We start from the raw sequence: 24,946 nt of genomic DNA, 5'->3' as shown, positions 1-24,946 counted from the left end.
CATGGCAAGTCGGCGGTCGACAGTCGCTCGGAATTCGCGTTGTCGCCGGACCGGGCCGCGTCTACGGTGCGGTCATGTCCTCGCGAATGCTGACGCTGAGCTATGACGCGCACGACCCCGCTCGCCTGGCCACGTTCTGGGCCGGAATGCTCGGGCGGGAGGTCGTCAAGGAAGACGACGCCGTGCTGCTGCCGGGGGAAGCTGCCCAGGTCAGCCTCCGCTTCGTGGCCAGCCAGACGAAGAAGGAAGGCCCGAACCTCGTACACCTGCACCTCACCCCCACCAGCGAGGCCGACCAGCGTCACCTTGTGGAGAGGGCACTCGGGCTCGGCGGCAACCACCTCGACGTCGGGCAGCTGCCCGAGGAGGAACACGTCGTCCTCGCCGACCCCGAGGGCAACGAGTTCTGTGTGATCGAAGCGGGGAACAGCTTCCTCGCCGGCTGCGGCCCACTCGCGGAACTCGCCTGTGACGGCACCCGGCAGGTCGGCCAGTTCTGGAGCGCCGCGCTGGGCTGGCCGCTGGTGTGGGACCAGGACGAGGAGACGGCGATCCAGTCACCGCAGGGCGGCACCAAGGTCGCGTGGGGCGGCCCGCCGCTGAACCCCAAGCCGGCGCGGAACCGGCAACGCTTCGACCTCACCCCGGGCGATGCCGACCAACAGGCCGAGGTCGACCGGCTGTTGTCCCTCGGCGCGACACCTGTCGAGGTCGCCGAGGACGGCACCGTCACGCTGGCCGACCCCGACGGCAACGAGTTCTACGTCCGACGTCGGTGACGCGCGGGACAGCGGGAGCGGACGCGTCGAGCTAGCGTGCCGTCCATGTCGTTCGACGCCTCGGTCCCTGAGATGTTCTTCGCCCTGGTCCTGTGGCTGGTCGGCCAAGCCGTCCTGTACCTGGTGATCAGGACGGCGGTGCGGCACGCCATCGAGGACACGGACCGGCGTCGAACTGCGGAGCGGCGGCAGTGAACGGAACTGGCCGCCCGCCGCTCCTCGGGCGCGGTCAGGAGGCGGAAAGCCGCCCCTGACTTCTCCCGGGGCACGGACTCGGACGGCGTCTGGCGACCCCGGCCCTGAGCAGCCAAGGCCGCTGACGCATGCGACCAAGCAGGCTAAGCTAATCCCTTAGCTAAGCGAGGAGGTCGCGCCATGTCGGCTGAGGCGGTGCACTACAACATGCATGACGCCAAGACCCATCTGTCGCGGATCATCGAACGGGTGGAACGTGGCGAGGAGATCATCATCGACCGGGCGGGCACCCCGGTGGCGAAGGTCGTACCGCTGGTCCGGCGGGCCAACCGCACCGCAGTCGGCTCCCTCGCCGGCCAACTGGACCTCTCCGGTGACTGGGATTCCCCCCAGACCAACGCCGAGATCGCCGACGACTTCGGCATCGGCGCATGAACCTGCTGCTGGACACGCACGTCGCGCTCTGGGCCATCACCGGCGACCCGACCCTCGGCACCGAGTTGCTCGACCAACTACGCCACGAGCCGGACATCTTCCTCTCCCCGGTCACCCTGTGGGAGATCACCATCAAACAGAGCACCGGGAAACTCGCCGGACCCCCTGACCTCGCAGAGCGGGTACGAGACATGGGCTTTCGGGACCTTCCGGTGACTCACGCCCACGCCATCGCCGCCGGCCGCCTGCCATCGCATCACCGCGATCCCTTCGACCGCATGCTGGTGGCACAGGCAATCACCGAAGGGCTGACCCTCGCCTCCCGCGACGCGTCGATAGCGCTGTACGACGTGGACGTCCTCAAGGTGTGATCGGACAGTCCGGTCCACGCCTTGATGCGATCGATCAGGGTCCCCGCAGGACCTCAGGGGTTGAAGATCAAGTTAGTGTTGCCGCGATGAGCGTTGAGGGCTGGTTGGCAGACACTCGCACCTCGTACGACACAGTCGCCGATAGTTATGCAGAGAGCCTGCGCAACTTCCTGGATGAAACGCCCTACGAACGAGCGACTCTGGCCTTGTTCGCCGGGTTCGTTCAGGCCGCCGGTGGTGGTCCAGTGGTGGACGTGGGCTGTGGATCAGGGCGCATCACCGCCTACCTGCATGAGCTCGGCGTTGACGCCTTCGGAATTGACCTGTCGCCGAGGATGATCGATGTGGCTCGGCGTGATCATCCGGGTCTGAGGTTCGAGGTGGGCTCCATGACCGACCTGGATCTGGTTGAGGGCTCTGTCGCCGGCTTGGTCGCCTGGTACTCGCTGATCCACATTCCCGACGACCAGGTCGGCTCGGTCTTCGCGCACTTCCGACGGGTGATGCGTCCCGGTAGCCCGCTACTGCTCAGCTTCCACGTCGGTGACGGATCACGGCTCAAGACGCAGGGCTACGGCGGCCACCCGATGAAGGTGTACGTCCACCGCCGCCAGCCCGCTCAGATGGCGGCATGGCTGCAAGACGGCGGGTTCACGGTGGAGGCGCAGATGACTCTCACTTCGGCCGAGAGTTCGCTCGGCGGGATCATCTTTGCGCGCCGCCAGTCTTGAACCGGATCTCCTCGTCGGGTAGCGGCCAGGACCGTCCACCCAGGCGGCTGCCGTCAGGACGCGGCGAGCAGTCGGATCTCGCAGCGGATACCGCTGGCCTTGGCGAGCCGACCATCACCGGTCACGAGTGGGCAGGCCATCAACTCCGCCGCCGCGACGTAAGCCGCGTCGTACGCCGTGACATTGCCCCGCATCTGCCACATCCGGTCAACCAGCATCGCGACGCCAACCTCGTCGATGACCAACGAAGGCAGGGTGTCGATCGCCTCCTGAGCCCGGGCAAGGCCGAGCTTCCCGCCGAGGACCTTGCCTCTGATCAAGGACAGGACCTCGACCAGAAGATGACTCGGCGCGGCCCAGTGCGGATCTCCGGTCAGTTCCGCCCGCGCCGCGTCCCCGACCGGCCCATCATCGACCAGAGCGTCGGCCAGAACCAACGCATCCACGACGATCACGCGGTGCTTCCCCACGATCCGCGCTGCTCCCGCTGGTCGTTCAACTCTGCGGCGCTCTCCCCCGGCAGAGAGCGAGCACCGTCGGATCGGCCGGCGAAGCGATCAAGAGCCGCCGTGTTGCGCAGCCGTCGAGCCTGCGTCTCCACCAGTTCCAGCAGGTATGCCTGGAGTGACTGCCCGCGCGCCCTGGCCTGGGCCGCCAGGGCGTCTCGCACTTCTTCCGGCACGTCCCGAATCTGGAGAGCAACCATGCATTCATTATGCATGCATCACCGCTCGCTCGCTCGCCAGGAAAGACTCGCACCCTCGATCAACTGGTTCGCATGACGACTGCGGTACAGCCAAGAGTCGCAGGTCAGAGAAGTGTGTGGAGCCCAGGGGACTCGAACCCCTAACCCCTGCCTTGCAAAGGCAGTGCTCTGCCAGTTGAGCTAGGGCCCCGTGGATGGCCGTGGCGTCGATCGCTCGCCGCCGGGCCGGGAGTCAGCGCAGGTCGGGGGCGGTGGTCGCCTCGTGCCAGAGGGCGCGCTCGTCGTTCGAGGCCTTGATCTTGTTGAACACGACGGCGGCCACACCGACGACACCCGCCAGAATCAGCAGCTTCTTGAACATGCCGGGGACCCCTCGCGCTCGACTACTGTCGGACGACGTGCGGTGGGGCTAGCTGGAATCGAACCAGCGACCTCAGAGTTATCAGCTCTGCGCTCTAACCGACTGAGCTATAGCCCCGCGTTGCGACGAGCAAGATTAACCCATCCGCCCTGCCCGCCCCAAATCGGGGTCCGGGCCTGCGAGCCGGGTGTCGTTGCCTGCAAAACCTACCCGAGTACGCGACGCCGGGGCGACCGCATTATGCGGAGCCCCGGCGTCCGGTTGTCTCAGTCCCGCTCGGCGAGCGTCAGCTCGATCCCGCCGACCAGGTCGGCGCAGACGTTGTAGACGAACGCCCCCAGGGTGGCCAGCGCGGTGAACAGCACCACGTTGACCAGGCCGATCAGGGCCGAGCTGAGGATGACGCCCTTGGCCGTGATCTGGAAGCCGCTGGTGCTCTGCCCACCGCCGGCGTTGACCAGGTCGCTCAGGCTCTCGTTGACGCTCTGGAAGACGCCCATCGCGTCCAGCGCGAGGTAGAGGACCGAGGTGGCCACCACCACGACGATGAAGAGCACCACCGAGACGGCGAACGCGAACTTCATCACGGACCACGGGTCGATCCGCTTGAGGTTCAGTCGCGCCCGGCGCGGCCCGCGGGACGCCGCCGAGCTGACCGAGGTGCGCGCCGCGCGTACCGCTTCACCGACCCGGGCGGCCCCGACGGCGGACGCGTTGCCGATCCCGGGCGGCAGGCCACCACCGCTGGCCGGGCGCCCGGCGGCGGCACCGACCCGGGTCGTGTCCGACTGCGGCTGTGCGGTGCCCGGCGTGATCCGCGGCTGGGTGCCGGTGGCGCTGGTCGACGCCGCCTGACCGGCCCGCAGACCGATCGGCTGGGTGGTCGACGGCCGGGCGGCGGACGACGCCGAGCCCGCCGGTGTGGTGGCAGCGGACGTCGGCGTCTCCGCTGCGGACGCCTCGGTCTTGTCACCCGACCCGACGTCCTCGCCCGGCTGTTCCGGCGGGGGTGTCATGCCGGGAGCCCTGGTGAACTTCGGGGCAGGCGCGTCGGCGGGGACCGTCGCCCGGCCCACGGCCGCGCGGCCGGTCGCTGGTGTGCCGCCCTTGGCGGCCTCCTCGTCGACCGGGTTGGTCGAGGTCCCCGTGTTCCCCGACTTCGCCTGTGTCTCCGTCATTCAACTAGTCCTGTTCGTCAGGCTCGTCGGCATTGCGAGCAATTGCCACGATAGTCACGCCGTCCGGGAGGTCCATCAGCTTGACCCCCATTGTGTTCCGGTCACGCGTACGGCGTACAGGCTTCACCGGAGTCCGGATGACACCACCGTTGCTGGTGATCGCGAACAGCTCGTCGTCCGGGTCGATCACCACCGCGCCGACCAGACCACCGCGCCGTTCGGTGATCTTCGCAGTCAACACGCCCTTACCTCCCCGGCCCTGCACCGGGTATTCCTCGATCGGGGTGCGCTTCGCATATCCCCCGTTCGTGGCCACCAGGACGTCCAGACCTTCTCGGACGACCTCCATGGCCAGCAGGACGTCGTCGTCCGTGAAGCGCATGCCGATCACCCCCGAGGTGGCCCGGCCCATCGGCCGCAGCGCCTCGTCCGACGCGTTGAACCGGATCGCCTGCGCCTTCTTCGAGACCAGCAGCAGGTCGTCCTCCGGGGCAGCCAGCGCAGCACCGACCAGCTCGTCCTCATCGCGCAGGTTGATCGCGATGATGCCGCCGGAACGGTTGGAGTCGAACTCCTCGAGCCGCGTCTTCTTCACCAGGCCGTTCTTCGTGGCCAGTACCAGATAGGGGGCTACCTGGTAGTCCGGGATTTCGATGATCTGCGCGATCTGCTCGTCCGGTTGGAAGGCGAGCAGATTGGCCACGTGTTGGCCCTTGGCTACCCTACTGGCCTCCGGTAGCTCGTACGCCTTGGCCCGGTACACCCGGCCCTTGTTCGTGAAGAACAGGATCCAGTCGTGGGTCGAGCAGACGAAGAAGTGGCTGACGATGTCGTCCTGCCGCAGCGTAGCGCCACTGACGCCCTTCCCGCCGCGCCGCTGGGAGCGGTAGAGATCGACCTTGGTCCGCTTGGCGTACCCGGTCCGGGTGATCGTGACGACCACGTCCTCGCGGGCGATGAGGTCCTCCATCGAGACCTCGCCGTCGAACGGGATGATCTGCGTACGCCGATCGTCGCCCCACTTGGCGACGATCTCGCCCAGCTCCTCCGAGACGATCTTCCGCTGCCGCTCCGGCTTGGCCAGGATGTCCTTCAGGTCGGCGATCTCGATCTCCAGCTTGGCCAGGTCGTCGAGGATCCGCTGCCGCTCCAGCGCGGCGAGCCGCCGCAGCTGCATGTCCAGGATCGCGGTCGCCTGGATCTCGTCGATCTCCAGCAGTCGGATCAGGCCCTGCCGCGCGTCCTCCACCGTCGGCGAGCGCCGGATCAGGGCGATCACCTCGTCCAGGGCGTCCAGCGCCTTGGCCAGACCCCGCAGGATGTGCGCCCGCTCCTCGGCCTTGCGCAGCCGGAACGCCGTCCGCCGGCGGATCACGTCGATCTGGTGCTCGACGTAGTACCTGATGAACTGGGCCAGGTTGAGCGTCCGCGGCACGCCGTCGACCAGCGCCAGCATGTTGGCGCCGAACGTCTCCTGGAGCTGGGTGTGCTTGTAGAGGTTGTTCAGCACGACCTTGGCGACCGCGTCGCGCTTGAGCACCAGCACAATCCGCATACCGGTACGGCCGGAGGACTCGTCGCGGATGTCGGCGATGCCGGCGAGCTTGCCCTCCTTGATCAGCTCGGCGATCCGTTCGGCGAGGTTGTCCGGGTTGACCTGGTAGGGCAGCTCGCTGACGACCAGGCAGGGCCGACCCCGCTTGTCCTCCTCGACCTCCACCACGGCCCGCATCCGGATGGAGCCGCGACCGGTGCGGTACGCGTCCTGGATCGCCGTCGTGCCCACGATCAGACCGTGCGTCGGGAAGTCCGGCCCCTTGACGATGCCGAGCAGCGCCTCGAGGGTGGTCTCCTCGTCCTCCTCCGGGTGCTCCAGGCACCACTGCACCGCTGCGCCGATCTCGCGCAGGTTGTGCGGCGGGATCTTGGTGGCCATGCCGACCGCGATGCCCTCGGAGCCGTTCACCAGCAGGTTGGGAATCCTCGACGGCAGGATGGTGGGCTCCTTGGCCCGGCCGTCGTAGTTGTCCTGCAGGTCGACGGTGTCCTCGTCGATGTCCCGCAGCATCTCCATCGCGAGGGGGTCGAGCTTGCACTCGGTGTTGTGGCTGACGAACCCGTCCGACACGAACGAGTGGTCGTCGGTGTCGACCCGGACGCTGTAGACCGGCTGCACACCGGCGTCGGTGATCTGCGCCACCTCGGCGTAGTAGAAACGCCCGTCGACCAAAGGCTCGACCACGTCGAGCACCTCGGAGTTGGTGATCCGGGCCGCGATCTCGTCGCGGTCCCGCTCCCACCGCTCGATCCGGTCCACGTTGTGCCGCCGCAGCCAGTCCCGCTCCGTCCAACGGCTCGCGCCATGCTCGCGGATGAAGTCGCCGACCAGCGGCACGTGGTCGCTGGCGAGCGCGGTGCTGCTCGCCGGCACCTGGGCCAGCTCGGCTTCCAGCTTGGCCTGCTTGCGGCCCAGGAACCCGACGTGGGCGGCGAAGATCCGGGCGTCGCGGCGGTTGGTCACCACGACCTTGATCTCGCCGTCGTCGTAGCGGGTCTGCCGGCTGATCACGCCGAACTCCAGCAGCAACTGCTGGACCTCGGCTGCCAGCCGCTCGCTGCGAGTGGAGTACGAGATCTGGATGGTGTTGCGCGGCAGTAGCGAGGACGAGCCGTCGCCCTCGAACAGCGCCTGGAGGAACGCCCGCTTGATCGCGGCGGGCCCCTGCCAGACGAACTCGGGGACGAACTTGGCGGCGCTACGCGCGCCCACCATCTCGCCGAGGACGCTCGCACGCAGCGCGGCGACGTCCTGCACGTCGAGTTCGTGCAAAACGCTGCCCGAGGCGATGACCCGCTCGCTCACGTAACGGGGTCCGCCGACGGCCAGGTTATACGCCGCGAGGACGCGGACGAAGAACTCCCGGTCGACGTTGTTGAAGCCCGCGCGGTTCGCGGAGACCCAGCCCTCGCTGACGAAGGCGCCGGCGAGAACGGCCGCCTCGACGTGCTCCAGCATCGGGTAGCCGATCTCGTCCGGCACGCTGCGCTGGAGGACCACCCGGTCGCCGGGGGAGATCTCGGCGAGCAGCTTCCACAGCAGGGTCGGCACTCCGGCCACGTCCACCAGGCAGAGCACCGGGTGGTTGTGGGTGCCGGTCAGCTCGTACCCCTCGCGGGTGCGTAGCCGCAGCGTCGGGTGCTCGCCGGAGTGGAAGAACTTCGAGGCGCGGACCAGGTCGCCGTTGCGGTCGCGGACCTTGAGGTCGATGTCGATCTCGCTGGACGGCGCGGCGTCGGCGACCACGTCCGCGATCCGCACGCTGCCCTCGGCGGTGCGAATACGGACATTTCCCGTAATACAGTAGCGCATGGCGGCAGCCGGATCATTACCCGGCGAGCCGAAGTTGCCGTTGCCGTCGACCAGCGGGTAGCGCAGCGACCACGGCTGCGCCATCCGGACCAGCGCGTCGTAGATCGCCGAGTCGCCGTGCGGGTGGAACTGGCCCATCACGTCGCCGACGACGCGGGAGCACTTCACGTAGCCACGGTCCGGCCGGTAGCCGGAGTCGAACATCGCGTAGAGGATCTTGCGGTGGACCGGCTTGAGCCCGTCCCGGACGTCCGGCAGCGCGCGCCCGACGATGACGCTCATCGCGTAGTCGAGGTAGGAGCGCTGCATCTCCACCTCGAGCCCGACCGGTTCGATCCGGTCGTGCGCGACCACCGCGGCGATGGCCTCGGCGGGGACCTCGGGCTCGTTCGGTGTGGACTCGGGCGAATCAGTCACTGTGTACCCTTATCAGACTCAGAGTCGTTTTCGTGCTGTGGATAACGGCTGTGGATACCGGCCAAGCTGTGGATAACTCTGTGGACCGGTGGATCGGCCGGGCACTGCCGGCCGATCCACAGCAGTCCGTCAGATGTCCAGGAACCGCACGTCCTTGGCGTTGCGCTGGATGAACGACCGGCGGGCTTCGACGTCCTCGCCCATCAGGACGCTGAACAACTCGTCGGCGGTTGCCGCGTCGTCGAGCGTGACCTGACGCAGGGTACGGGTCGCCGGGTTCATCGTGGTTTCCCACAGCTCGGGATAGTTCATCTCGCCGAGGCCCTTGAACCGCTGGATGTCGTCCGGCTTGGCGTTGGCCTTCTTCTGCTGGCGCAGCGCGATGAGCCCGTCCCGCTCGCGGTCGGAGTAGGCGTACTGCGCGTCGTCGCCCTTCCTGTTCCACTTGATCTTGTAGAGCGGCGGGGCGGCCAGGTAGACGTGCCCCAGCTCGACCAGCGGACGCATGAAGCGGAACAGCAGGGTGAGCAGCAGGGTCTGGATGTGCTGGCCGTCGACGTCCGCGTCGGCCATCAGCACGATCTTGTGGTAGCGCAGCTTCTCGATGTCGAAGTCGTCGTGGATGCCGGTGCCCAGCGCGGTGATCAGCGCCTGGACCTCGTTGTTCTTGAGCACCCGGTCGATCCGGGCCTTCTCCACGTTGAGGATCTTGCCGCGAATGGGCAGGATCGCCTGCGTCCGTGGGTCGCGACCCTGCTTGGCCGAGCCACCGGCCGAGTCGCCCTCGACGATGAACACCTCGGACTCGCGCGGGTCGGTCGACTGGCAGTCGGCCAGCTTGCCCGGCATCGAGCCGGACTCCAGCAGCGACTTGCGCCGGGCCAGCTTGCGCGCCTGCTGGGCGGCGATCCGGGCGCGAGCCGCCTGGGACGCCTTCTGGATGATCATCTTGGCCTCGGCCGGGTTACGGTCGAACCAGTCGACGAGCCACTCGTTGCAGACCCGCTGCACGAAGCTCTTCACCGGCGTGTTGCCGAGCTTGGTCTTGGTCTGACCCTCGAACTGCGGGTTGGCCAGCTTGACCGAGATGATCGCCGCGAGCCCTTCGCGGATGTCCTCGCCGGAGAGCTTCTCGTCACCCTTGAGCAGCTTCTTGTCGGTGCCGTACCGGTTGACCACGCTGGTCAGCGCGGACCGGAAGCCCTCCTCGTGGGTGCCGCCCTCGTGCGTGTTGATCGTGTTGGCGAAGGTGTAGACCGACTCGCCGTACGACTCGTTCCACTGCATGGCGATCTCGACCGACATGCCCTCCTCCTCGGCGCCGAACTCGACCACGGTCTTGTGGATCGGGTTCTTCGAGGCGTTGAGGTGCCGGACGAAGTCGGAGATGCCGCCCTCGTAGTAGAAGGTCACCTCACGCTGGCGACCGTCCTCCTCCTCGGCGACCCGCTCGTCGAGCAGGTGGATGCGCAGGGCGCGGTTGAGGAAGGCCATCTCCTGGAGGCGCCGGTAGATGGTCTGGAAGTCGAAGTCGACGGTCTCGAAGACGTCCGGGTCGGGCCAGAAGGAGACCGCCGAGCCGCTGCGGTCGGTGGCCTCGCCCTTCTCCAGGGGGGTGGGCTTGGAGTTGGTGTACTGCTGCCGCCACACGAAGCCGGACTTGTGGATCTCGACGGCCATCCGGGTGGACAGCGCGTTCACCACCGAGACGCCGACGCCGTGCAGACCGCCGGAGACCGCGTACGCCTTGCCGTCGAACTTGCCGCCCGCGTGCAGCACTGTGAGCGCGACCTCGACACCCGGCTTCTTCAGCTTGGGGTGGAGATCGACCGGGAAACCACGCCCGTTGTCGGTGACCCGGACACCGCCGTCGGCGAGCAGCACGACGTCGATGGTGTCGCAGTATCCGGCCAGCGCCTCGTCGACAGCGTTGTCGACAACCTCCCAAACAAGGTGGTGGAGGCCGCGTTCGCCGGTGGACCCGATGTACATACCGGGCCGCTTGCGAACCGCCTCCAGACCCTCGAGAACGGTGATCGACTCTGCGCCGTACTCCTGCTTGTCCTGCGCTGCCACCCTCGGCCACTTTCTCGCGTCAGCCGCGCCGGTAGGGCGCGTCGGGCGCGGGTTCGGCGGACAGGACGCGACGTCGACGCGCGGACCGGTGCCGGAGACTTCCGGACAACGGGTCGAACGCGCCGGTCGCCGCGGTTGCCCGCGGATCGCGATCGGCTCGACCCGACGTGGAGAATGAACCAGGGCCACCGGCCCCGCCCCGCTCCCGCACCGGGTCTTCGTCTCGCTGTCAATCCTACTGTGCGTGGGGGACAGATCCACCACTCGGCACCCTCGGAGAGGCGGCTGAGATGTCCGTAGCCGGCAGAACCCCGCCGCCCACGACTCCCCCCACACGCCAGGCTCCCGTCGCACGCGCCGCCCCGGAACGCGTTGACCCGCGGTCGGGCGGGTCGGGGGTCGCGGGCGGAGCGTCGGTGCCGTACGTTTGCGGCGCTCCGGAACGGGCCTTGATCTTTACCGGTGGGAACCGGGACGATCGACCCGATCGACCCGACACGTGCTCTTTAAGAGGTGACAGATGGGGCTGGACAACGTCGCGGTGCACTGGCCGCGGACCGGCCGCTTCTACGACCCGGTCGCTCCGGCCGAGTTCGTCGACTTCGGCGAGATCGTCGAGATGCCGCGCATCTCCGCGCCGACCGCGGCGCTGGCCGAACTGATCGCGAAGACCGGAACCATCCGGGCGACCGCGTACACCGAGTTGGTGGACCTGCTCCTCGGCCTGGAAGGTGTGTTGTACGCCACAGATGCCGCCGCCGAGGACGAGGACCCGGTGATCGACCCGGACGGCTGCTCCTGGATCGCGAGCGGCATCGAGCGGTTCGTCGCCGGGCACCGGCCGCACGGCGAGGCGGTCACCTTCGAGTCGGTGAGCACTGTGCTGCGCTCCCTGCTGGGCGACGGCCGACTGGCCGAGCAGCAGCTCCGGTGGCTGGAGAGCCGCCTCGACGCACTGCGCGACGAGCGCGGCGACCCGCCGCAGTGGAACTTCACCTGCGCCGAGTTGGGCGTGCTGGCGGCGTTCTATCGGAGGTGCGCCGAGCGCGGCTTCGCCGTCTACGCCGACGCCTGAGCCGCCGCCGAAGCGCGGTCGAGCGCCGGTTCAGCCGTACGTGTCGCGGGGGCCCCGACCACGGACCCGGCGCGGACCCTTGCCCCAGGAGGGCGCTGCCGGGCCGTGGATGTGCAGCTTGCGCACCACGTTGTGACCGACCTCGCTGGCGATCTGCTTGAGCAGTGAGCCGGCGAGCAGCCGTAGCTGGGTGGCCCACGCGGTAGAGCGGGCCTCCACCGTCAGCTCGCCGTTCTCCAGCTTCACCGGTCGGCTGTTCTGGGCGACCTCCGCCCCGACGACCCGCTCCCAGGCGCCGAACACGGTGGCCTCGGCCGCCGGCTGCTGCCAGCCCCGGGCCTTGACCAACCGGTTGAGCACGGCACCGAGGGGCTGTGGATCACGCGGGTCCGGGCCGGGCCCGGAGTAGCCCCGCAACCGGCGACCCGAGCCGCCGGCCGCGTCGCCGCCGCTGCCGGGGGACCGCCGCGCCCGCGCCGCCGCCTGCCGCCGGGCCAACGCCGCGTCGAGCACGGCACGGGCCAGCTCCGGGCCGCTGGCCGCCGCCGGCGCGCCACCTGTCGCGTCCACCCCGGGGGTACGCGCGCCCGCGCCGTCACCCGCTGCCGGTGGGGTGCCGCTGGACTCACTCGACACGGCGTACCGTCCCTTCGCCGACCTGGTAGCGGGTGCCGCGCAGCGCGGCCGGCACGTCGTCGTCCACGGCGCAGGTGACAAGGAGCTGACTCGCCCCGCCGACCAGCTCCGCCAGCCGTTCCCGGCGGCCGGTGTCCAACTCCGCGAAGACGTCGTCCAACACCAGCACGGGCTCGATGCCGTCGGCCCGCAGCAGGTCGTACCCCGCCAACCGCAACGCGAGCGCGAACGACCACGACTCGCCGTGGCTCGCGTATCCCTTGGCGGGCAGCGGGCCGAGGCTCAGCGCCAGCTCGTCGCGGTGCGGACCGATCAGGGTGGTGCCCCGTTCGATCTCGGCCGGGCGGGACGCGGCCAGGGCAGCGGTCAGCGCCTCGGCCAGCGCGGCCCGGTCGGTGGTCGGCTCGGGCAGCTCGACCGAGGGCCGGTAGGCGATGCCGGCCGCGCCCCGACCCGCGGCCACCGCGTCGTACGCCTTCGCGACGTGCGGGGTGAGCGCGGCGACCAGCTCCAGCCGACCGGCGAGCAGATCCGCGCCGTGCTGGGCCAGGTGGGCGTCCCAGACGGCGAGGGTGCCGAGGTCCCCGCCCCGTGACCCACCGGTCTTGCGGGCCAGGTACGCGGTGCGCAGCAGGGCGTTGCGCTGCTTGACCACCCGCTCGTAGTCGGCGCGCACGCCCGCGTACCGGGGTTGCCTGTTGACCAGCAGGTCGTCCAGGTAGCGGCGACGCTCGGCCGGGTCGCCCCGGACCAGTTCGAGGTCTTCCGGGGCGAAGAGGACGAGCCGCAGGGCGCCGAGCACGTCCCGGGCCCGCCGGGCCGGTGAACGGCCGAGGCGTGCCCGGTTGGCCTTGCCGGGCACGATCTCCAACTCGACCAGCAGCTCCCGGCCCTCGTGCACGACGGCGCAGCGGATCACCGCTGCCGCGGCGCCCATGCGGACCAGGGGCGCGTCGGTGGCGACCCGGTGCGAGCCCAGGGTCGCCACGTAACCCAGCGCCTCGACGAGATTGGTCTTGCCGACGCCGTTGGCGCCGATCAGGACGTTCGCCCCCGGCCGGAGGTTGACGGCCACCCGCTCGTACGAGCGGAAGTCGACCAGTTCCAGCCGGTGAACGTACACAGGTTGTGGATGCCGCTCAGCGCTTGTGAACGGCGTGGCCGCCGAACTGCTGACGCAGCGCGGAGACGGCCTTCATGGCGGGCGAGTCGTCCTGTCGGGAGGCGAACCGGGCGAACAGCGCGGCGGCAATGACGTTGAGCGGCACGGCCAACCGGACCGCCTCGTCGACAGTCCACCGGCCCTCGCCGGTGTCCTCGGTGTAGCCGCTCAGGTCGGCCAGCTCCGGGTCCTCGTCGAGCGCCCGGTCCAGCAGGTCCAGCAGCCAGGACTGGACGACGGTGCCCTCCCGCCACGACTTGAACACCCCGGGCACGTTGGTGACCAGCTCGGAGGCGGTCAACAGCTCGTAGCCCTCGGCGTAGGCGTGCATCAGGCCGTACTCGATGCCGTTGTGCACCATCTTCGAGTAGTGCCCGGCGCCGACCGGCCCGGCGTGCACGAAGCCGAACTCGCCCTCGGGCTTGAGCGCGTTGAAGATCGGCATCAGCCGGTCGACGTGCTCCTGGGCGCCGCCGACCATGAGTCCGTAGCCGTTCTGCCGTCCCCAGACGCCGCCGGAGACGCCGACGTCCAGGTAGCCGATGCCCAGCTTGTTGAGCCGCTCGGCGCGTGGCGCGTCGTCGCTGAAGCGTGAGTTGCCGCCGTCGATGATGATGTCGCCCTCGCCGAGGACGGTGGAGAGCTCGTCGATCGTGGCATCGGTGACGCCGGCCGGCACCATGACCCAGACCGCGCGGGGCGACTCAAGCTTCTCTGCCAGGCCCGCGAGGTCAGGAACGTCGCTCAGCTGAGCGTTGTGGTCGAACCCGACGACATCGTGGCCAGCAGCACGCAACCGCTCCCGCATGTTGCCGCCCATCCGGCCGAGTCCTACAAGGCCGAGCTGCATGTGTTTCTACCTCCGTGGATCTGGGTGTTGCTTGGCGCGATCAGCGCGAGACGCGGATCGGCATGATGAGGTACCGGTACCCCGGAATCACCTCTCCATCCTCACCAGCGGGTGAGATCACCGCGGGCTTGAACGCGTCAACGAACGACAGCACGGCCGTCTGGGACCCCAGGTTGGCCAGACCGTCGATCAGGTACTGCGGGTTGAAGCCGATGGTCAGCGCGTCTCCGGTGAAGGTGGCCTCCATGGCCTCGCTGGCTCGGGCCTCCTCGGAGCCTCCGGCCTCGACCACCAGGCCGTCGGCGCTGAAGCTGAGCAGCACCGGGGTGGTCCGCTCGGCGACCAACGCGACCCGCTTGACCACCTCGATCAGCGTGCTGACCGCCACCCGGGCCTCGGCGTTGTGGGTGGCGGGGAAGAGCGAGCGCACCGGCGGGTAGTTGGCGCCGTCCAGCAGTCGACTGGTGGTGCGTCGGGTGCCGCCGGCGAGGCCGACCATCCCCTCACCCGCGGCGCCCTGGGCGAGGGCCAGGGTGACCTCACCACCCAGCGGGCCGAGGGCCTTGGCGGTGTCGTTCAGGGTGCGGGCCGGCACCAGGGCGTTGATGCTCACCTCGGGGTCGTCCGGCCGCCACTGGATCTCGCGCAGGGCCAGCCGGTAGCGGTCGGTGGCGAGCATCGACAGCGTCTCGCCGGACAGCTCGACCCGGACACCGGTCATCATCGGCAGCGTCTCGTCGCGACCGGCCGCGACGGCCACCTGGGACACCGCTGTGGCGAAGGCGGCGGCGTCCACGGTGCCGGCGCTCTGTGGCATCTCGGGCAGCGCCGGGTAGTCCTCCACCGGCATCGTCGGCAGGGTGAACCGCGCGCTGCCGCAGACCAGCTCGAGGTGGGCGCCGACCGCGGCGATGTCGACGGGCTTGGCCGGCAACGCCTTGGTGATCTCGGCGAGCAGCCGACCGGAGACGAGCGCGGCGCCGTCGGCGTCACCCTGGACCTCGACGGTCACCTGGCTGGAGACCTCGTAGTCGAACCCGGAGACCCGCAGGTTGCCGTCGGTGACGCGGAGCATCACCCCGGCGAGCACCGGAACGGACGGCCGGTTGGGCAGGCTCTTAGCGGTCCACGCCACGGCCTCGGCGAGCGCATCGCGCTCTACTCGGAACTTCATCAATGCCTCCGCGTCGACGTCAGCGACAACTCTCTCATGCCGACCGCTGCCTACCGTCCCGCCCGACCGTGCGGGTACCCATCGCACCTTAGGGCGCGGGGGTATCGGCTGTGCGCCCGACCCCGGGGATCGTGTCGATGCTGACCGGCTGATCCGGCAGCGTTCGGCCCGATCCACAGAAAGCCCAACGGTGATGATTGGTTTTTGTTCTCTTAGAAGAGATAACTCATCGTCTTCATCGCACCTGTGCAAACTGTGGACAGGCAGGGTTTGCGCAGCTCAGGCAGGTTATCCACCGGTGAGTTGGCTGTGGAGAACCGGGGGTACAACCGGCTTCTGTGTCCACAGCCCCGGCCCGTCGACCGGTTATCCACCGTTGTCCACCGGTTATCCACCGGTAATCCACCGACTTTCTCCCCAAGCCTGTGGATCGCGGTGAAGATCACCATTGCCGTCATCCCCAGAACCTTCAACAGCTCGTACACAGGCGAGGGCTCGTCGGTGGAAAACCTGCCGGTTGTCCCCAGGCGTCCACAGCGTCGTACACAGGGTTTCTCCACAGCCTGTGGGTAACCGGCGCGGGACGGACCGTAGTTATCCACCGGCGGTGGATAACGAGTTGTGGACAACGAGCGGGTGGCGTGACGGTCACGGCCTCGATGCTGTGCTCTACACCATGTCGAGAGTCCAGTTCTCCGCCGAAAAAAAGGACCGCCCGGCCGGAACTCCGGCCGGGCGGTCCCGGTGCTGCGCGGGTACGCGTCAGCTGTTCTGCTTGATCCGGTTGGTCAGCTCGGCGATCTGGTTGTACAGCGAACGGCGCTCCGCCATCTGCTGACGGATCTTGCGGTCCGCGTGCATGACAGTGGTGTGGTCCCGGCCACCGAACGCCTGCCCGATCCGGGGCAGGGACAGCTCGGTCAGCTCCCGACACAGATACATGGCCACCTGGCGGGCGTTGACGAGCACCCGGGACCGCGACTGACCGCGCAGGTCCTCCAGGCTCACCCCGAAGTAGTCGGCGGTCGAAGCCATGATCTGGTCGGCGTTGATCTCCGGGCCGGCGCCGTCGGGCATGAAGTCCCGCAGCACCTCCTCGGCCAGGGAGAGCTCGACGGTCGACCGGGTCAGGCTGGCGAACGCGGTGACCCGGATCAGCGCCCCCTCCAGCTCCCGGATCGAGTTCGACACCCGCGAGGCGATGAACTCCAACACGTCCGGCGGGGCGTACATCCGCTCCTGCGCCGCCTTCTTCTGCAGGATCGCGATCCGGGTCTCCAGGTCCGGCGGCTGGATGTCGGCCAGCAGCCCCCACTCGAACCGGGTCCGCATCCGGTCCTCCAGGGTGGCGAGCTGACGCGGGGACCGGTCGGACGTGATCACGATCTGCTTGTTGGCGTTGTGCAGGGTGTTGAAGGTGTGGAAGAACTCCTCCTGGGTGCGCTCGCGGTTCTCCAGGAACTGGATGTCGTCGATCAGCAGGATGTCGACGTCGCGGTAGCGGCGCTGGAAGGCGCTGGTCTTGTCGTCCCGGAGCGAGTTGATGAAGTCGTTGGTGAACTCCTCGGTCGAGACGTACCGGACCGAGCGGGCGTTGCCGAGCGTCGTGGCGTAGTGGCCGATGGCGTGCAACAGGTGGGTCTTGCCCAGCCCGGAGTGCCCGTAGATGAACAGCGGGTTGTACGCCTTGGCCGGTGACTCCGCCACCGCCACGCTCGCCGCGTGCGCGAAGCGGTTGGACGAGCCGATGACGAACGTCTCGAACATGTACTTCGGGTTGAGCCGGTTGCCACCGGCGTCGGCGCCGGGCAACCGGCGGTCGTCCCGGGCGCCCGTCCGATGGTCGACAGCGCTGCGGCCGGGGCCGCTGTCCGTTCCGCTGTCGCGCGGCAGCGCGCGGATCACGTGCTGGTCGCGGGGGGAGGACGAGTCGTCCCGGTAGTGGGGCTCGTACGGGCGGGTGTCCGGGCCCGGCGGGTCCAGTCGGGCGGCCTGCTCGTCGTAACCGCGCCGCTCCGGCCCCTGTCGTGGCGACCGCAGGGGCTCGGCGAAGGCGGCGCTGAACAACGCCTCCTGCCCGTCGCGGCTACCCGGGACCAGGCCGGCGCGGGGCCGGTCGACGAGCGGTGCGCCCGCCGGGGCGGGGGGCGGCACCGGGTCGGGCGTACGGCCCGCGGGTGGCTGCTCGGGGATCAACGCCTCGGCAGTGGGTCGAGCGCCCTGGCCGTCGTCGAACGGCGCGGCGCCCGGACCCTCGATGTCGGGCGGCTCGGGCTCCGGGGCGCTGCGGTAGACGGTGCCGGCGGGTCGGCCGGTGGCGTCCTCGGCCACCCGGACGGTGACCGCGACCTGGATCGGTCGGCCGAGCCGGCGGGTGAGCGCCTCGGTGATCGCCGGGCGCAGCCGCGACTCGATCACGTCGCGGGTGAACGCGTCCGGGACGGAGAGCAGCGCGGTGTCCTCGACGATCGCCCGCAGCCGGGTCAGCCGGAGGTAGGCACGCTGCTGGGCGGAGATGATCTCGTCGGCCAGCTCGTCGGTCGCCGCTAACCACACTGCGGCAAGGTCGGTCGTACCGGCCACCGTCGTGCCACCCCCTCGCCTCTGCTCCCGGCCGCCGCTGTCTGCCAGCCGGCCGTTCCGGGCCCGCCGCGTTCGCGGGTGGAACAACACCCACCCGGCCGGTCGACCGGTGGTCCATCCACAAGTTATCCACAGCCTGTGTACCGACCGATTGTGGGCCGCCGCCGGACGCGGGTGGGACCTGCCCCCTGCCTGAACGGGCGCTGAAGCGGGTTCACCGTGCCGAACGATTCACTGCCTTGTCCGGTCTTGCCGCTGCGACGACTCTTGCCTCTTGCGACGACCGGAGCTTGAAGACGCTAACCGCAATCGGGCACGGTAACAGCGTTGTCCCTGCGCCATCAACCGGCGACGCGGTTGCGCCCTTGCCGGCATCAGCGAAAACCGCCGTCCGGCCTCGGGCGCGTCCCGTTCACCGCCGCTCGGGGTGTTTGACGGTCATTGCCCCCCTGCGTAGGCTGGAACGGCTGCTTTCACGCCCTCTGCTAGGGTGATGGGTGCTTGCTGTCCGCGGTCGCATCCCCGCACCGCCGAGGTGTCCTTCCGCCGGGCAGCACCGATCGGGGGCCACCGTCGAGGTGGCCTGGACCACCACACGACCCCGGCGATCCCGTCGCGCGGGGCGCGTACGAAAACGGAGAGCCTGACGTGAGCAAGCGCACCTACCAGCCGAACAACCGCCGGCGCGCGAAGACCCACGGCTTCCGGCTGCGCATGCGCACCCGTGCCGGCCGTGCCATCCTCTCGAGCCGTCGCGCCAAGGGTCGCACCACCCTGTCGGCCTGAGCCGACCGGGCCGGTCCAGGGGACGTGGGCAGTCGTGCTGGCCGCCGCGCAGCGACTGCGGCGCAGCACTGACTTCGCCGCAGCGGTCCGCGGTGGCCGACGGGCCGGACGTGGCGCCGTCGTGGTGCACCTGACCGTGCCGGCGACCGTCGACCCCGGCACACCGACCTCACCGGAGCCGGTGCGGGACACCAGTGCGGAGCAGTCGTCCGTGCCGTCCCGCGCCGGTTTCGTCGTCTCCAAGGCGGTCGGCAACGCGGTGACCCGGAACCGGGTCCGCCGCCGCCTGCGGGCGTTGGCACGGGAGCGGCTGGCCGGTCTGCCGTCCGGAAGCACCCTCGTCGTGCGGGCGCTCCCCGCCGCGGCGCAGGCGTCGTACCCTCGGCTCGCCGCCGACCTGGACGCCGCCATCGCGGTCGCCCGGTCGCCCCGCGAGCGGCGGTCCCGATGAGCGGTACGGAGCAGGCCAGCCCCCGGCCGGCGACAACAGGTGCCAAGGTGCTGATCGCGCCTATCATCGCGTACCGTCGGTGGATAAGTCCGGCACTGCCGGCTCGCTGTCGGTTCTACCCGTCGTGCAGTGCGTACGCCCAGGAGGCGGTCGTTCGGCACGGCGCGCTCCGGGGAGCCGTCCTGGCGGTCCGGCGGCTGTTGCGCTGCCACCCCTTTCACCCTGGTGGACATGACCCGGTACCGGAGCCGGGCGGCCGCCGCCGCGCTGATGTGACTGGAGCCCCGAATTGAGTCTCGACTGGATCTACTACGCGATTTCGTGGATCCTGCTGACCTGGCACTCTGCCTGGGACGCCATCGGGGTGCCGGTGGGCGCGGTGATCGGCACCAACTTCGCCTGGATCCTGGCCATCGTCTTCCTGGTGGTCACCGTCCGGGTGATCCTGTTCCCCGTCTTCGTCAAGCAGATCAAGTCGCAGCGGGCGATGCAGGCGCTCCAGCCCAAGGTCAAGGAGCTTCAGGAGAAGCACAAGGGTGACCGGGAGACGCTCCAGAAAGAGATGATGGAGCTGTACCGGAAGGAGAAGGCCAACCCGCTGATGGGCTGCCTTCCGATGTTCCTGCAGATCCCGGTCTTCCTCGGCCTCTTCCACGTGCTGCGCCGCCTCGACCCGGACAAGCAGAACAAGACGCTGTACGGCTGGACCGTCGACCAGTTCCAGAGCGCCTCGCAGGCGAAGCTCTTCACCGCCCCGATCGCCGGCAAGTTCGGCTCCACCGCCGACGAGCTGGCCAGCCTCGGCGCCAACGGCACCACCGTCAAGATCATCGCTGGTGTCCTGGTTCTGGTCATGATCGCTACCACCTACCTCACCAGCCGTCAGATGATTCTCAAGACCGGCTGGGCCGAGGACCCGCAGCAGCGGATGATCCAGCGCCTGATGCTCTACGGCATCCCCGCGTCGCTGCTGATCTCGGGCGCGATCTTCCCGATCGGTGTGATCATCTACTGGGTCACCAACAACCTCTTCACCCTCGGCCAGCAGCAGTGGGTGCTCCGGAAGTTCCCGCCGCCGGTGACCGCCAAGAAGGCCGTCCCCGCCGCCGCTCGTAACCCTGTGCAACCCGCCAAGTCCGGCGGTCTGTTCGGGCGCGGCAAGGCTGTTCCGGCCGCGCCGGTCAAGGCTGCCGCCCCCAAGGTGGCCGGGCCGAAGCCGGGCGCCAAGCCGGTGAACAACCCGAAGAAGGGTCGCCCCGCGAAGCGGCAGGGCTGACCAGGTAGGGCCGCCGCCGGGTGACCGCGGCGGCCCGTTCCGCGCCGCGCAGCCGCCGTACGGCCGGCGCCGGGGTGGAACCGACCGCGCACCGCGCGGCCACGGGCGACACTGCCCGTACAGACGTGCCCGCGGGCACCGGCGACCTCCCGCCGGCCCCGGGAAACCAGTCGGACCCGACGGTCCGGCCGAGCGAGTACGGAGATGAGACCGTGACCGAGACCAGCATCCCCCGCGCCGAGCAGCCCCTGGACGAGGAGGAGACCGCGACGCTCGCGGTGAACGGCGACGACACCGACGCCGACGACGCCGAGGCGGACGACGAGGCCGGCGCCGCCAGCACCCGGACGAAGAAGGCAGTGGGCGAGAGCGACCTGTTCCGGCAGAGCGAGATCGCCGCCGACTACGTCGAGGGCCTGCTCGACATCCTCGACTACGACGGCGACATCGACGAGCTGGTCTCCGCCGGCCGTCCGATGGTCGAGGTCGTGGGCGAGCGGTTGCAGAGTCTCGTCGGTCAGCGTGGCGCCACCCTGGAGGCGCTGCAGGAGTTGACCCGTCTCGCCGTCTTCCGGCAGACCGGCACGCCGAGCCGCCTGCTGCTCGACGTCGGTGGCTACCGGGCCAACCGCCGTAAGGAACTCGCCGCTGTCGCCAAGAACGCGGTCGAGAAGGTCAAGGAGTACGGCGAGTCGGTCCGGCTGGAGGCGATGTCCGCGTTCGAGCGCAAGTGCGTGCACGACGTCGTCAACGCCATGTCCGGTGTGGTGAGCGAGTCCGAGGGTGTCGAGCCGAACCGGCGCATCGTCGTACGGCCGGCGGACTGACCGGGTGGCCCACGACGACAACACGGCCGATGCCGTGACCGGCCCGGGCGGAACGCCGCCCGGGCCGTCCGCTGTCCGGCCCGCCGACTCCCCCCGCCCCACACCGTCGCCGGGAGACGCGTCGCTGCCGCCCGAGCTTGCGCCGGCGGCCCTGACCCTCTTCGGCGACCGGCTCGACCTGGCCGCCGCGTACGCCGAACTGCTCGCCACCGACGGCGTGGTACGCGGCCTGATCGGTCCTCGGGAGGCGCCCCGGATCTGGGACCGGCACCTGCTCAACTGCGCGGCGGTCGCCGAGCTGATCCCGGCCGGCGCGACGGTGCTCGACGTCGGCTCGGGCGCGGGTCTGCCCGGTCTCGTCCTGGCCATCGCCCGCCCCGATCTGACAGTGACCCTGATCGAGCCGCTCGCCCGCCGGACGTCGTTCCTGATCGAGGTCGTCGAGCGACTCGGCCTGGCGAGGTCGGTGCGGGTGTTCCGCGGTCGCGCCGACGAGGCGGCCAGCGGGTCGACCGGGCGGGAGCCGATCAGCGGCGACGTGGTGACCGCGCGCGCGGTGGCGCCGCTGGACCGACTGGCCGGCTGGTGTCTTCCGCTCGCGGTTCGCGGCGGACGTCTGCTGGCGCTCAAGGGATCGTCCGCGGAGGCCGAGATCGCGGAGCATGCCGACGTGGTGGCGCGACTCGGTGGTGGGCAACCGGCGGTGCGCCTCTGCGGTGTCGGGGTGATCGACCCGCCCACCACTGTCGTCGAGATCGTGCGTGAACGGATGGTGGGTCCCGCACGCCCGGCAGCGAAGAAGCGCTCCCGGAGTGGCCGCTCCCGCCGAGGCTGACGCCTCCCGTCATCGGACTTCCGGGCGGCGGGTTGCCTCGTTGTACCGGTACGGATGGACGAGGGGATGAGAACCCGACGTGGACCGGTAACGCCCGTCCGCCGTAGGCTGACCGCGCGTCGATAGTGTGGAGCGGGTGACGGACGTCGCGGGTCTCCGACCGCTCCCGAGGGCCGCACGCTCCGGGACGCGGGCGCGAGTGCGGCCGAGGTGACCGGGGCGCGGACCGACCATCCGAAGCGGGCAGGGATGACAGGTGCATGACGACGGCAGGTACGACGATCCACACGTGACCGGGTCGGGCGATCCCGTTTCACGTGAAACCGACTACCCGAGTTGGTCGCCGGGCGCGGCCGGCCCATCGAGCCGATCCACTGACAGCGAACCGCCGGCAGTCCATGGCCAACTGCCGGACCCGTCGCCCCATCCCGGCTCGACGAGCGGTCGGCGAGCGGCGGAAGGGCCGAGTCATCCGGCGAACGCGCCCGAGGTGCGACCGGCCTCCTGGCGCCGCAACACCGCCGCCGCTGTGCGTTTCGAGTCGGCGGTTCCCCACCAACCCACTGCGTCCGCCGTCCGGGACGCCGCACCGATGATCGTTGACGAGCCGGTCGCGTCGACCGAGTCGTTGGCCGCCGTGGCGGCCGACCCCACGTACGTTTCACGTGAAACCTCGCCACGTGACGAGGATGACCCACCGTTGGCAATGGAGGCGATGCGCGCCGTGCAGATCCTGAACCCCAGTGGCGAGGTGACCATGCCTCGGCCGGACCGGACCCGGGTCATGTGCGTCGCCAACCAGAAGGGCGGCGTCGGTAAGACCACGACCACCGTGAACCTCGCGGTGGCGCTCGCCCTGCACGGCAACCGGGTGCTCGTGGTGGATCTCGACCCGCAGGGCAACGCCTCGACCGGGCTCAACGTTCCGCACCACACCGGCGTGCCCGATGTCTACGACTGCCTCATCAACAGCATGCCGTTGGTGGAGGTGGCACAGGCCGTCGAGGGCATCCCCAACCTCTGGTGCGTACCCGCGACCATCGACCTGGCGGGTGCCGAGATCGAGCTGGTGTCGGTGGTGGCGCGCGAGTCGCGTCTGGACCGTGCCATCGCCGCCTACCCGGGCGAGTTCGACTACGTCTTCATCGACTGCCCACCCTCGCTCGGTCTGCTCACCGTCAACGCGCTGGTCGCCGCGCAGGAGGTGCTGATCCCGATCCAGTGCGAGTACTACGCGCTGGAGGGCCTCAACCAGTTGATCAACAACATCAACCTCGTACGCCAGCACCTCAACCCGAAGCTCGATGTCTCGACGATCCTGCTGACGATGTACGACCGCCGGACCCGACTGGCCGACGCCGTCGAGCAGGACGTCCGTAACCACTTCGGCGACAAGGTTCTCCAGGCGGTCATCCCCCGCAACGTGCGGGTCTCCGAGGCGCCGAGCTACGGCCAGTCGGTGATGACCTACGATCCCGGGTCGCGGGGTGCCACGAGCTACTTCGAGGCGGCTCAGGAGATCGCCGAGCGAGGGGCCAAGGAGCCGGTGGGCCGGAATGCGTAGTGCGGACAAGTCGCTGGGAGGCGTGGCATGAAGAACCGTCCTCGGGGCGGTCTGGGTAGGGGCCTGGGAGCACTGATCCCAACCGGTCCCGTGCCGGGCGCCGCCGGCACCGTGACGGCCGAGCCGGAGCACGAGCACGCAGGAGACGCCGGCACCACGGCAGTCCCCGCGGTCGCCGCCGGAACGCCGTCGGCGCACGAGCCACAGCCGGTGCTCAGCCCGGTGCCCGGTGCGCGATTCGCCGAGATCCCGGTCGACGCGATCCTGCCCAACCCGAAGCAGCCCCGCCAGGTCTTCGACGAGGACGCGCTGGAGGAACTCAAGACCTCGATCCAGGAGGTCGGCTTCCTTCAGCCCATCGTCGTGCGACAGCTCGACGACGAGAAGTACGAGCTGGTGATGGGCGAGCGGCGCTGGCGCGCCGCGCAGGCGGTGGGGCGGGAGAGCATTCCCGCGATCGTCCGGGACACCCGTGACGACGCCATGCTCCGCGACGCCCTCCTGGAGAACATCCACCGGGCGAACCTGAACCCGCTGGAAGAGGCCGCCGCCTATCAACAACTGCTGGAGGAGTTCGGGGCCACCCACGAGGAGCTGGCCCGCCGGATCGGCCGGAGCCGCCCCCAGATCTCCAACACGATTCGACTGCTGAACCTGCCGGCGCAGGTGCAACGTCGGGTTGCTGCCGGCGTCCTGTCGGCGGGTCACGCCCGCGCTCTGCTGAGCCTCGACGAGGCGGAGGCGCAGGAGCAGTTGGCCCTGCGGATCGTGGCCGAGGGCCTTTCGGTCCGTGCGACCGAGGAGATCGTGGCGCTGGCCCTCAACGACGGACCGGCCAAGGGGCAGGCGGCGAAGCGTCGTCCCAAGGCGCACGCCCCCGCGCTGACCGACCTCGCCGATCGGTTGTCCGATCGGTTCGACACCCGGGTGAAGGTGGACATCGGCCGGAGCAAGGGCAAGATCACGATCGAGTTCGCAACGGTCGACGACCTTGAGCGCATCGTCGGGATCATCGGCGTCCAGCAGGAGGAGAGCGAGAGCTGATCTCGGCTCCCGTCGACGGCCGCGCACCCCGCCGGGTGACGCGGCCGTTCTGCGTCCAGGCCGT

25 protein-coding genes and 2 tRNA genes are annotated in these 24,946 nt (G+C 69.5%); 14 read left to right on the top strand and 13 right to left on the bottom strand.

Translation table 11 applies throughout. From position 1 onward, the window contains the following. Positions 1-74 precede the first annotated feature (74 nt). The 5 genes from O7634_RS09265 (at position 75) to O7634_RS09245 (ending at position 2,511) form a co-directional block, all read left to right on the top strand. Positions 75-779: a VOC family protein gene (locus tag O7634_RS09265; RefSeq protein ID WP_278149720.1), complete on the top strand. Its 705-nt coding sequence runs from the start codon at positions 75-77 to the stop codon at positions 777-779. A gap of 45 nt (positions 780-824) precedes the next feature. After that, on the top strand, positions 825-974 hold the full coding sequence (locus O7634_RS09260) for a hypothetical protein (RefSeq protein ID WP_278149719.1): 150 nt from the start codon (positions 825-827) through the stop codon (positions 972-974). A gap of 180 nt (positions 975-1,154) precedes the next feature. Further along, complete coding sequence (locus O7634_RS09255) at positions 1,155-1,409, top strand: type II toxin-antitoxin system prevent-host-death family antitoxin (RefSeq protein ID WP_102659982.1); 255 nt, start codon at positions 1,155-1,157, stop codon at positions 1,407-1,409. Beyond that, positions 1,406-1,780, top strand: coding sequence for a type II toxin-antitoxin system VapC family toxin (locus O7634_RS09250; RefSeq protein WP_278149718.1), 375 nt, complete (start codon positions 1,406-1,408; stop codon positions 1,778-1,780). Before O7634_RS09255 ends, O7634_RS09250 begins: the two co-directional genes overlap by 4 nt. Positions 1,781-1,866: 86 nt before the next feature. Beyond that, entirely contained in the window at positions 1,867-2,511 is a 645-nt protein-coding gene (locus tag O7634_RS09245) for a class I SAM-dependent methyltransferase (protein ID WP_278149717.1), read from the top strand. A gap of 53 nt (positions 2,512-2,564) precedes the next feature. On the opposite strand, the gene O7634_RS09240 is transcribed toward O7634_RS09245, so the two are convergent. From O7634_RS09240 to gyrB, 8 genes are all read right to left on the bottom strand, one after another. Continuing rightward, positions 2,565-2,981 (bottom strand): type II toxin-antitoxin system VapC family toxin, encoded by a 417-nt coding sequence (locus tag O7634_RS09240; RefSeq protein WP_278149716.1) that lies wholly within the window; start codon positions 2,979-2,981, stop codon positions 2,565-2,567. Next, positions 2,963-3,217 carry a hypothetical protein gene (locus O7634_RS09235; RefSeq protein ID WP_278149715.1) on the bottom strand — a complete coding sequence of 85 codons (255 nt, stop codon included), beginning with the start codon at positions 3,215-3,217 and terminating at the stop codon, positions 2,963-2,965. The genes O7634_RS09240 and O7634_RS09235 overlap by 19 nt, the downstream gene beginning before the upstream one ends. Positions 3,218-3,334: 117 nt before the next feature. Beyond that, positions 3,335-3,407: transfer RNA gene (locus tag O7634_RS09230), tRNA-Ala, on the bottom strand. A 42-nt stretch (positions 3,408-3,449) separates the two neighbouring features. Then, complete coding sequence (locus tag O7634_RS09225) at positions 3,450-3,578, bottom strand: DLW-39 family protein (RefSeq protein WP_209444550.1); 129 nt, start codon at positions 3,576-3,578, stop codon at positions 3,450-3,452. 43 nt (positions 3,579-3,621) lie between these two features. Further along, positions 3,622-3,695, bottom strand: a tRNA-Ile gene (locus O7634_RS09220). Between the two features lie 149 nt (positions 3,696-3,844). Then, positions 3,845-4,756 carry a DUF3566 domain-containing protein gene (locus O7634_RS09215; RefSeq protein ID WP_278149714.1) on the bottom strand — a complete coding sequence of 304 codons (912 nt, stop codon included), beginning with the start codon at positions 4,754-4,756 and terminating at the stop codon, positions 3,845-3,847. Between the two features lie 4 nt (positions 4,757-4,760). Beyond that, positions 4,761-8,480: an intein-containing DNA gyrase subunit A gene (gene gyrA / locus O7634_RS09210; RefSeq protein ID WP_347404310.1), complete on the bottom strand. Its 3,720-nt coding sequence runs from the start codon at positions 8,478-8,480 to the stop codon at positions 4,761-4,763. Between the two features lie 192 nt (positions 8,481-8,672). Then, a complete protein-coding gene (gene gyrB, locus O7634_RS09205) occupies positions 8,673-10,619 on the bottom strand; it encodes a DNA topoisomerase (ATP-hydrolyzing) subunit B (RefSeq protein ID WP_278149712.1) in 1,947 nt (648 codons plus the stop codon). Between the two features lie 520 nt (positions 10,620-11,139). Here gyrB and O7634_RS09200 point away from each other — a divergent pair. Then, the gene (locus O7634_RS09200) at positions 11,140-11,694 is read left to right on the top strand and encodes a hypothetical protein (protein ID WP_278149711.1); all 555 of its coding nucleotides are present in this window, start codon (positions 11,140-11,142) and stop codon (positions 11,692-11,694) included. 30 nt (positions 11,695-11,724) lie between these two features. On the opposite strand, the gene O7634_RS09195 is transcribed toward O7634_RS09200, so the two are convergent. The 5 genes from O7634_RS09195 to dnaA form a co-directional block, all read right to left on the bottom strand. After that, positions 11,725-12,264, bottom strand: coding sequence for a DciA family protein (locus O7634_RS09195; RefSeq protein ID WP_278153919.1), 540 nt, complete (start codon positions 12,262-12,264; stop codon positions 11,725-11,727). Positions 12,265-12,319: 55 nt separating this feature from the next. Further along, complete coding sequence (recF, locus tag O7634_RS09190) at positions 12,320-13,453, bottom strand: DNA replication/repair protein RecF (RefSeq protein WP_278149710.1); 1,134 nt, start codon at positions 13,451-13,453, stop codon at positions 12,320-12,322. A gap of 16 nt (positions 13,454-13,469) precedes the next feature. Further along, positions 13,470-14,342, bottom strand: coding sequence for a phosphogluconate dehydrogenase (NAD(+)-dependent, decarboxylating) (gene gnd / locus O7634_RS09185; RefSeq protein WP_278149709.1), 873 nt, complete (start codon positions 14,340-14,342; stop codon positions 13,470-13,472). A 40-nt stretch (positions 14,343-14,382) separates the two neighbouring features. After that, the gene (gene dnaN, locus O7634_RS09180; RefSeq protein ID WP_278149708.1) at positions 14,383-15,516 is read right to left on the bottom strand and encodes a DNA polymerase III subunit beta; all 1,134 of its coding nucleotides are present in this window, start codon (positions 15,514-15,516) and stop codon (positions 14,383-14,385) included. Positions 15,517-16,278: 762 nt separating this feature from the next. After that, positions 16,279-18,099 carry a chromosomal replication initiator protein DnaA gene (gene dnaA / locus O7634_RS09175; protein WP_278149707.1) on the bottom strand — a complete coding sequence of 607 codons (1,821 nt, stop codon included), beginning with the start codon at positions 18,097-18,099 and terminating at the stop codon, positions 16,279-16,281. 648 nt (positions 18,100-18,747) lie between these two features. Between dnaA and rpmH the strand changes: the two genes are divergently transcribed. The 8 genes from rpmH (at position 18,748) to O7634_RS09135 (ending at position 24,882) form a co-directional block, all read left to right on the top strand. Then, the gene (gene rpmH, locus O7634_RS09170) at positions 18,748-18,885 is read left to right on the top strand and encodes a 50S ribosomal protein L34 (protein ID WP_007453904.1); all 138 of its coding nucleotides are present in this window, start codon (positions 18,748-18,750) and stop codon (positions 18,883-18,885) included. Between the two features lie 34 nt (positions 18,886-18,919). Then, a complete protein-coding gene (gene rnpA / locus O7634_RS09165) occupies positions 18,920-19,336 on the top strand; it encodes a ribonuclease P protein component (RefSeq protein WP_278149706.1) in 417 nt (138 codons plus the stop codon). Next, complete coding sequence (gene yidD / locus O7634_RS09160; protein WP_278149705.1) at positions 19,333-19,629, top strand: membrane protein insertion efficiency factor YidD; 297 nt, start codon at positions 19,333-19,335, stop codon at positions 19,627-19,629. Before rnpA ends, yidD begins: the two co-directional genes overlap by 4 nt. After that, positions 19,626-20,612, top strand: coding sequence for a membrane protein insertase YidC (gene yidC, locus O7634_RS09155; RefSeq protein ID WP_278149704.1), 987 nt, complete (start codon positions 19,626-19,628; stop codon positions 20,610-20,612). The genes yidD and yidC overlap by 4 nt, the downstream gene beginning before the upstream one ends. A gap of 212 nt (positions 20,613-20,824) precedes the next feature. Continuing rightward, positions 20,825-21,439, top strand: coding sequence for a R3H domain-containing nucleic acid-binding protein (locus O7634_RS09150; RefSeq protein WP_278149703.1), 615 nt, complete (start codon positions 20,825-20,827; stop codon positions 21,437-21,439). Positions 21,440-21,443: 4 nt separating this feature from the next. Next, a complete protein-coding gene (gene rsmG, locus O7634_RS09145) occupies positions 21,444-22,274 on the top strand; it encodes a 16S rRNA (guanine(527)-N(7))-methyltransferase RsmG (protein ID WP_278149702.1) in 831 nt (276 codons plus the stop codon). A gap of 256 nt (positions 22,275-22,530) precedes the next feature. Beyond that, positions 22,531-23,838 carry an AAA family ATPase gene (locus O7634_RS09140; RefSeq protein ID WP_278149701.1) on the top strand — a complete coding sequence of 436 codons (1,308 nt, stop codon included), beginning with the start codon at positions 22,531-22,533 and terminating at the stop codon, positions 23,836-23,838. A 27-nt stretch (positions 23,839-23,865) separates the two neighbouring features. Continuing rightward, entirely contained in the window at positions 23,866-24,882 is a 1,017-nt protein-coding gene (locus tag O7634_RS09135) for a ParB/RepB/Spo0J family partition protein (protein WP_278149700.1), read from the top strand. The last annotated feature ends 64 nt before the right edge of the window (positions 24,883-24,946 follow it).

Origin of the sequence: Micromonospora sp. WMMD1120 (assembly GCF_029626235.1) — a bacterium.
Classification (GTDB): domain Bacteria; phylum Actinomycetota; class Actinomycetes; order Mycobacteriales; family Micromonosporaceae; genus Micromonospora.
This window is presented reverse-complemented; position numbering and strand designations above follow the sequence as displayed.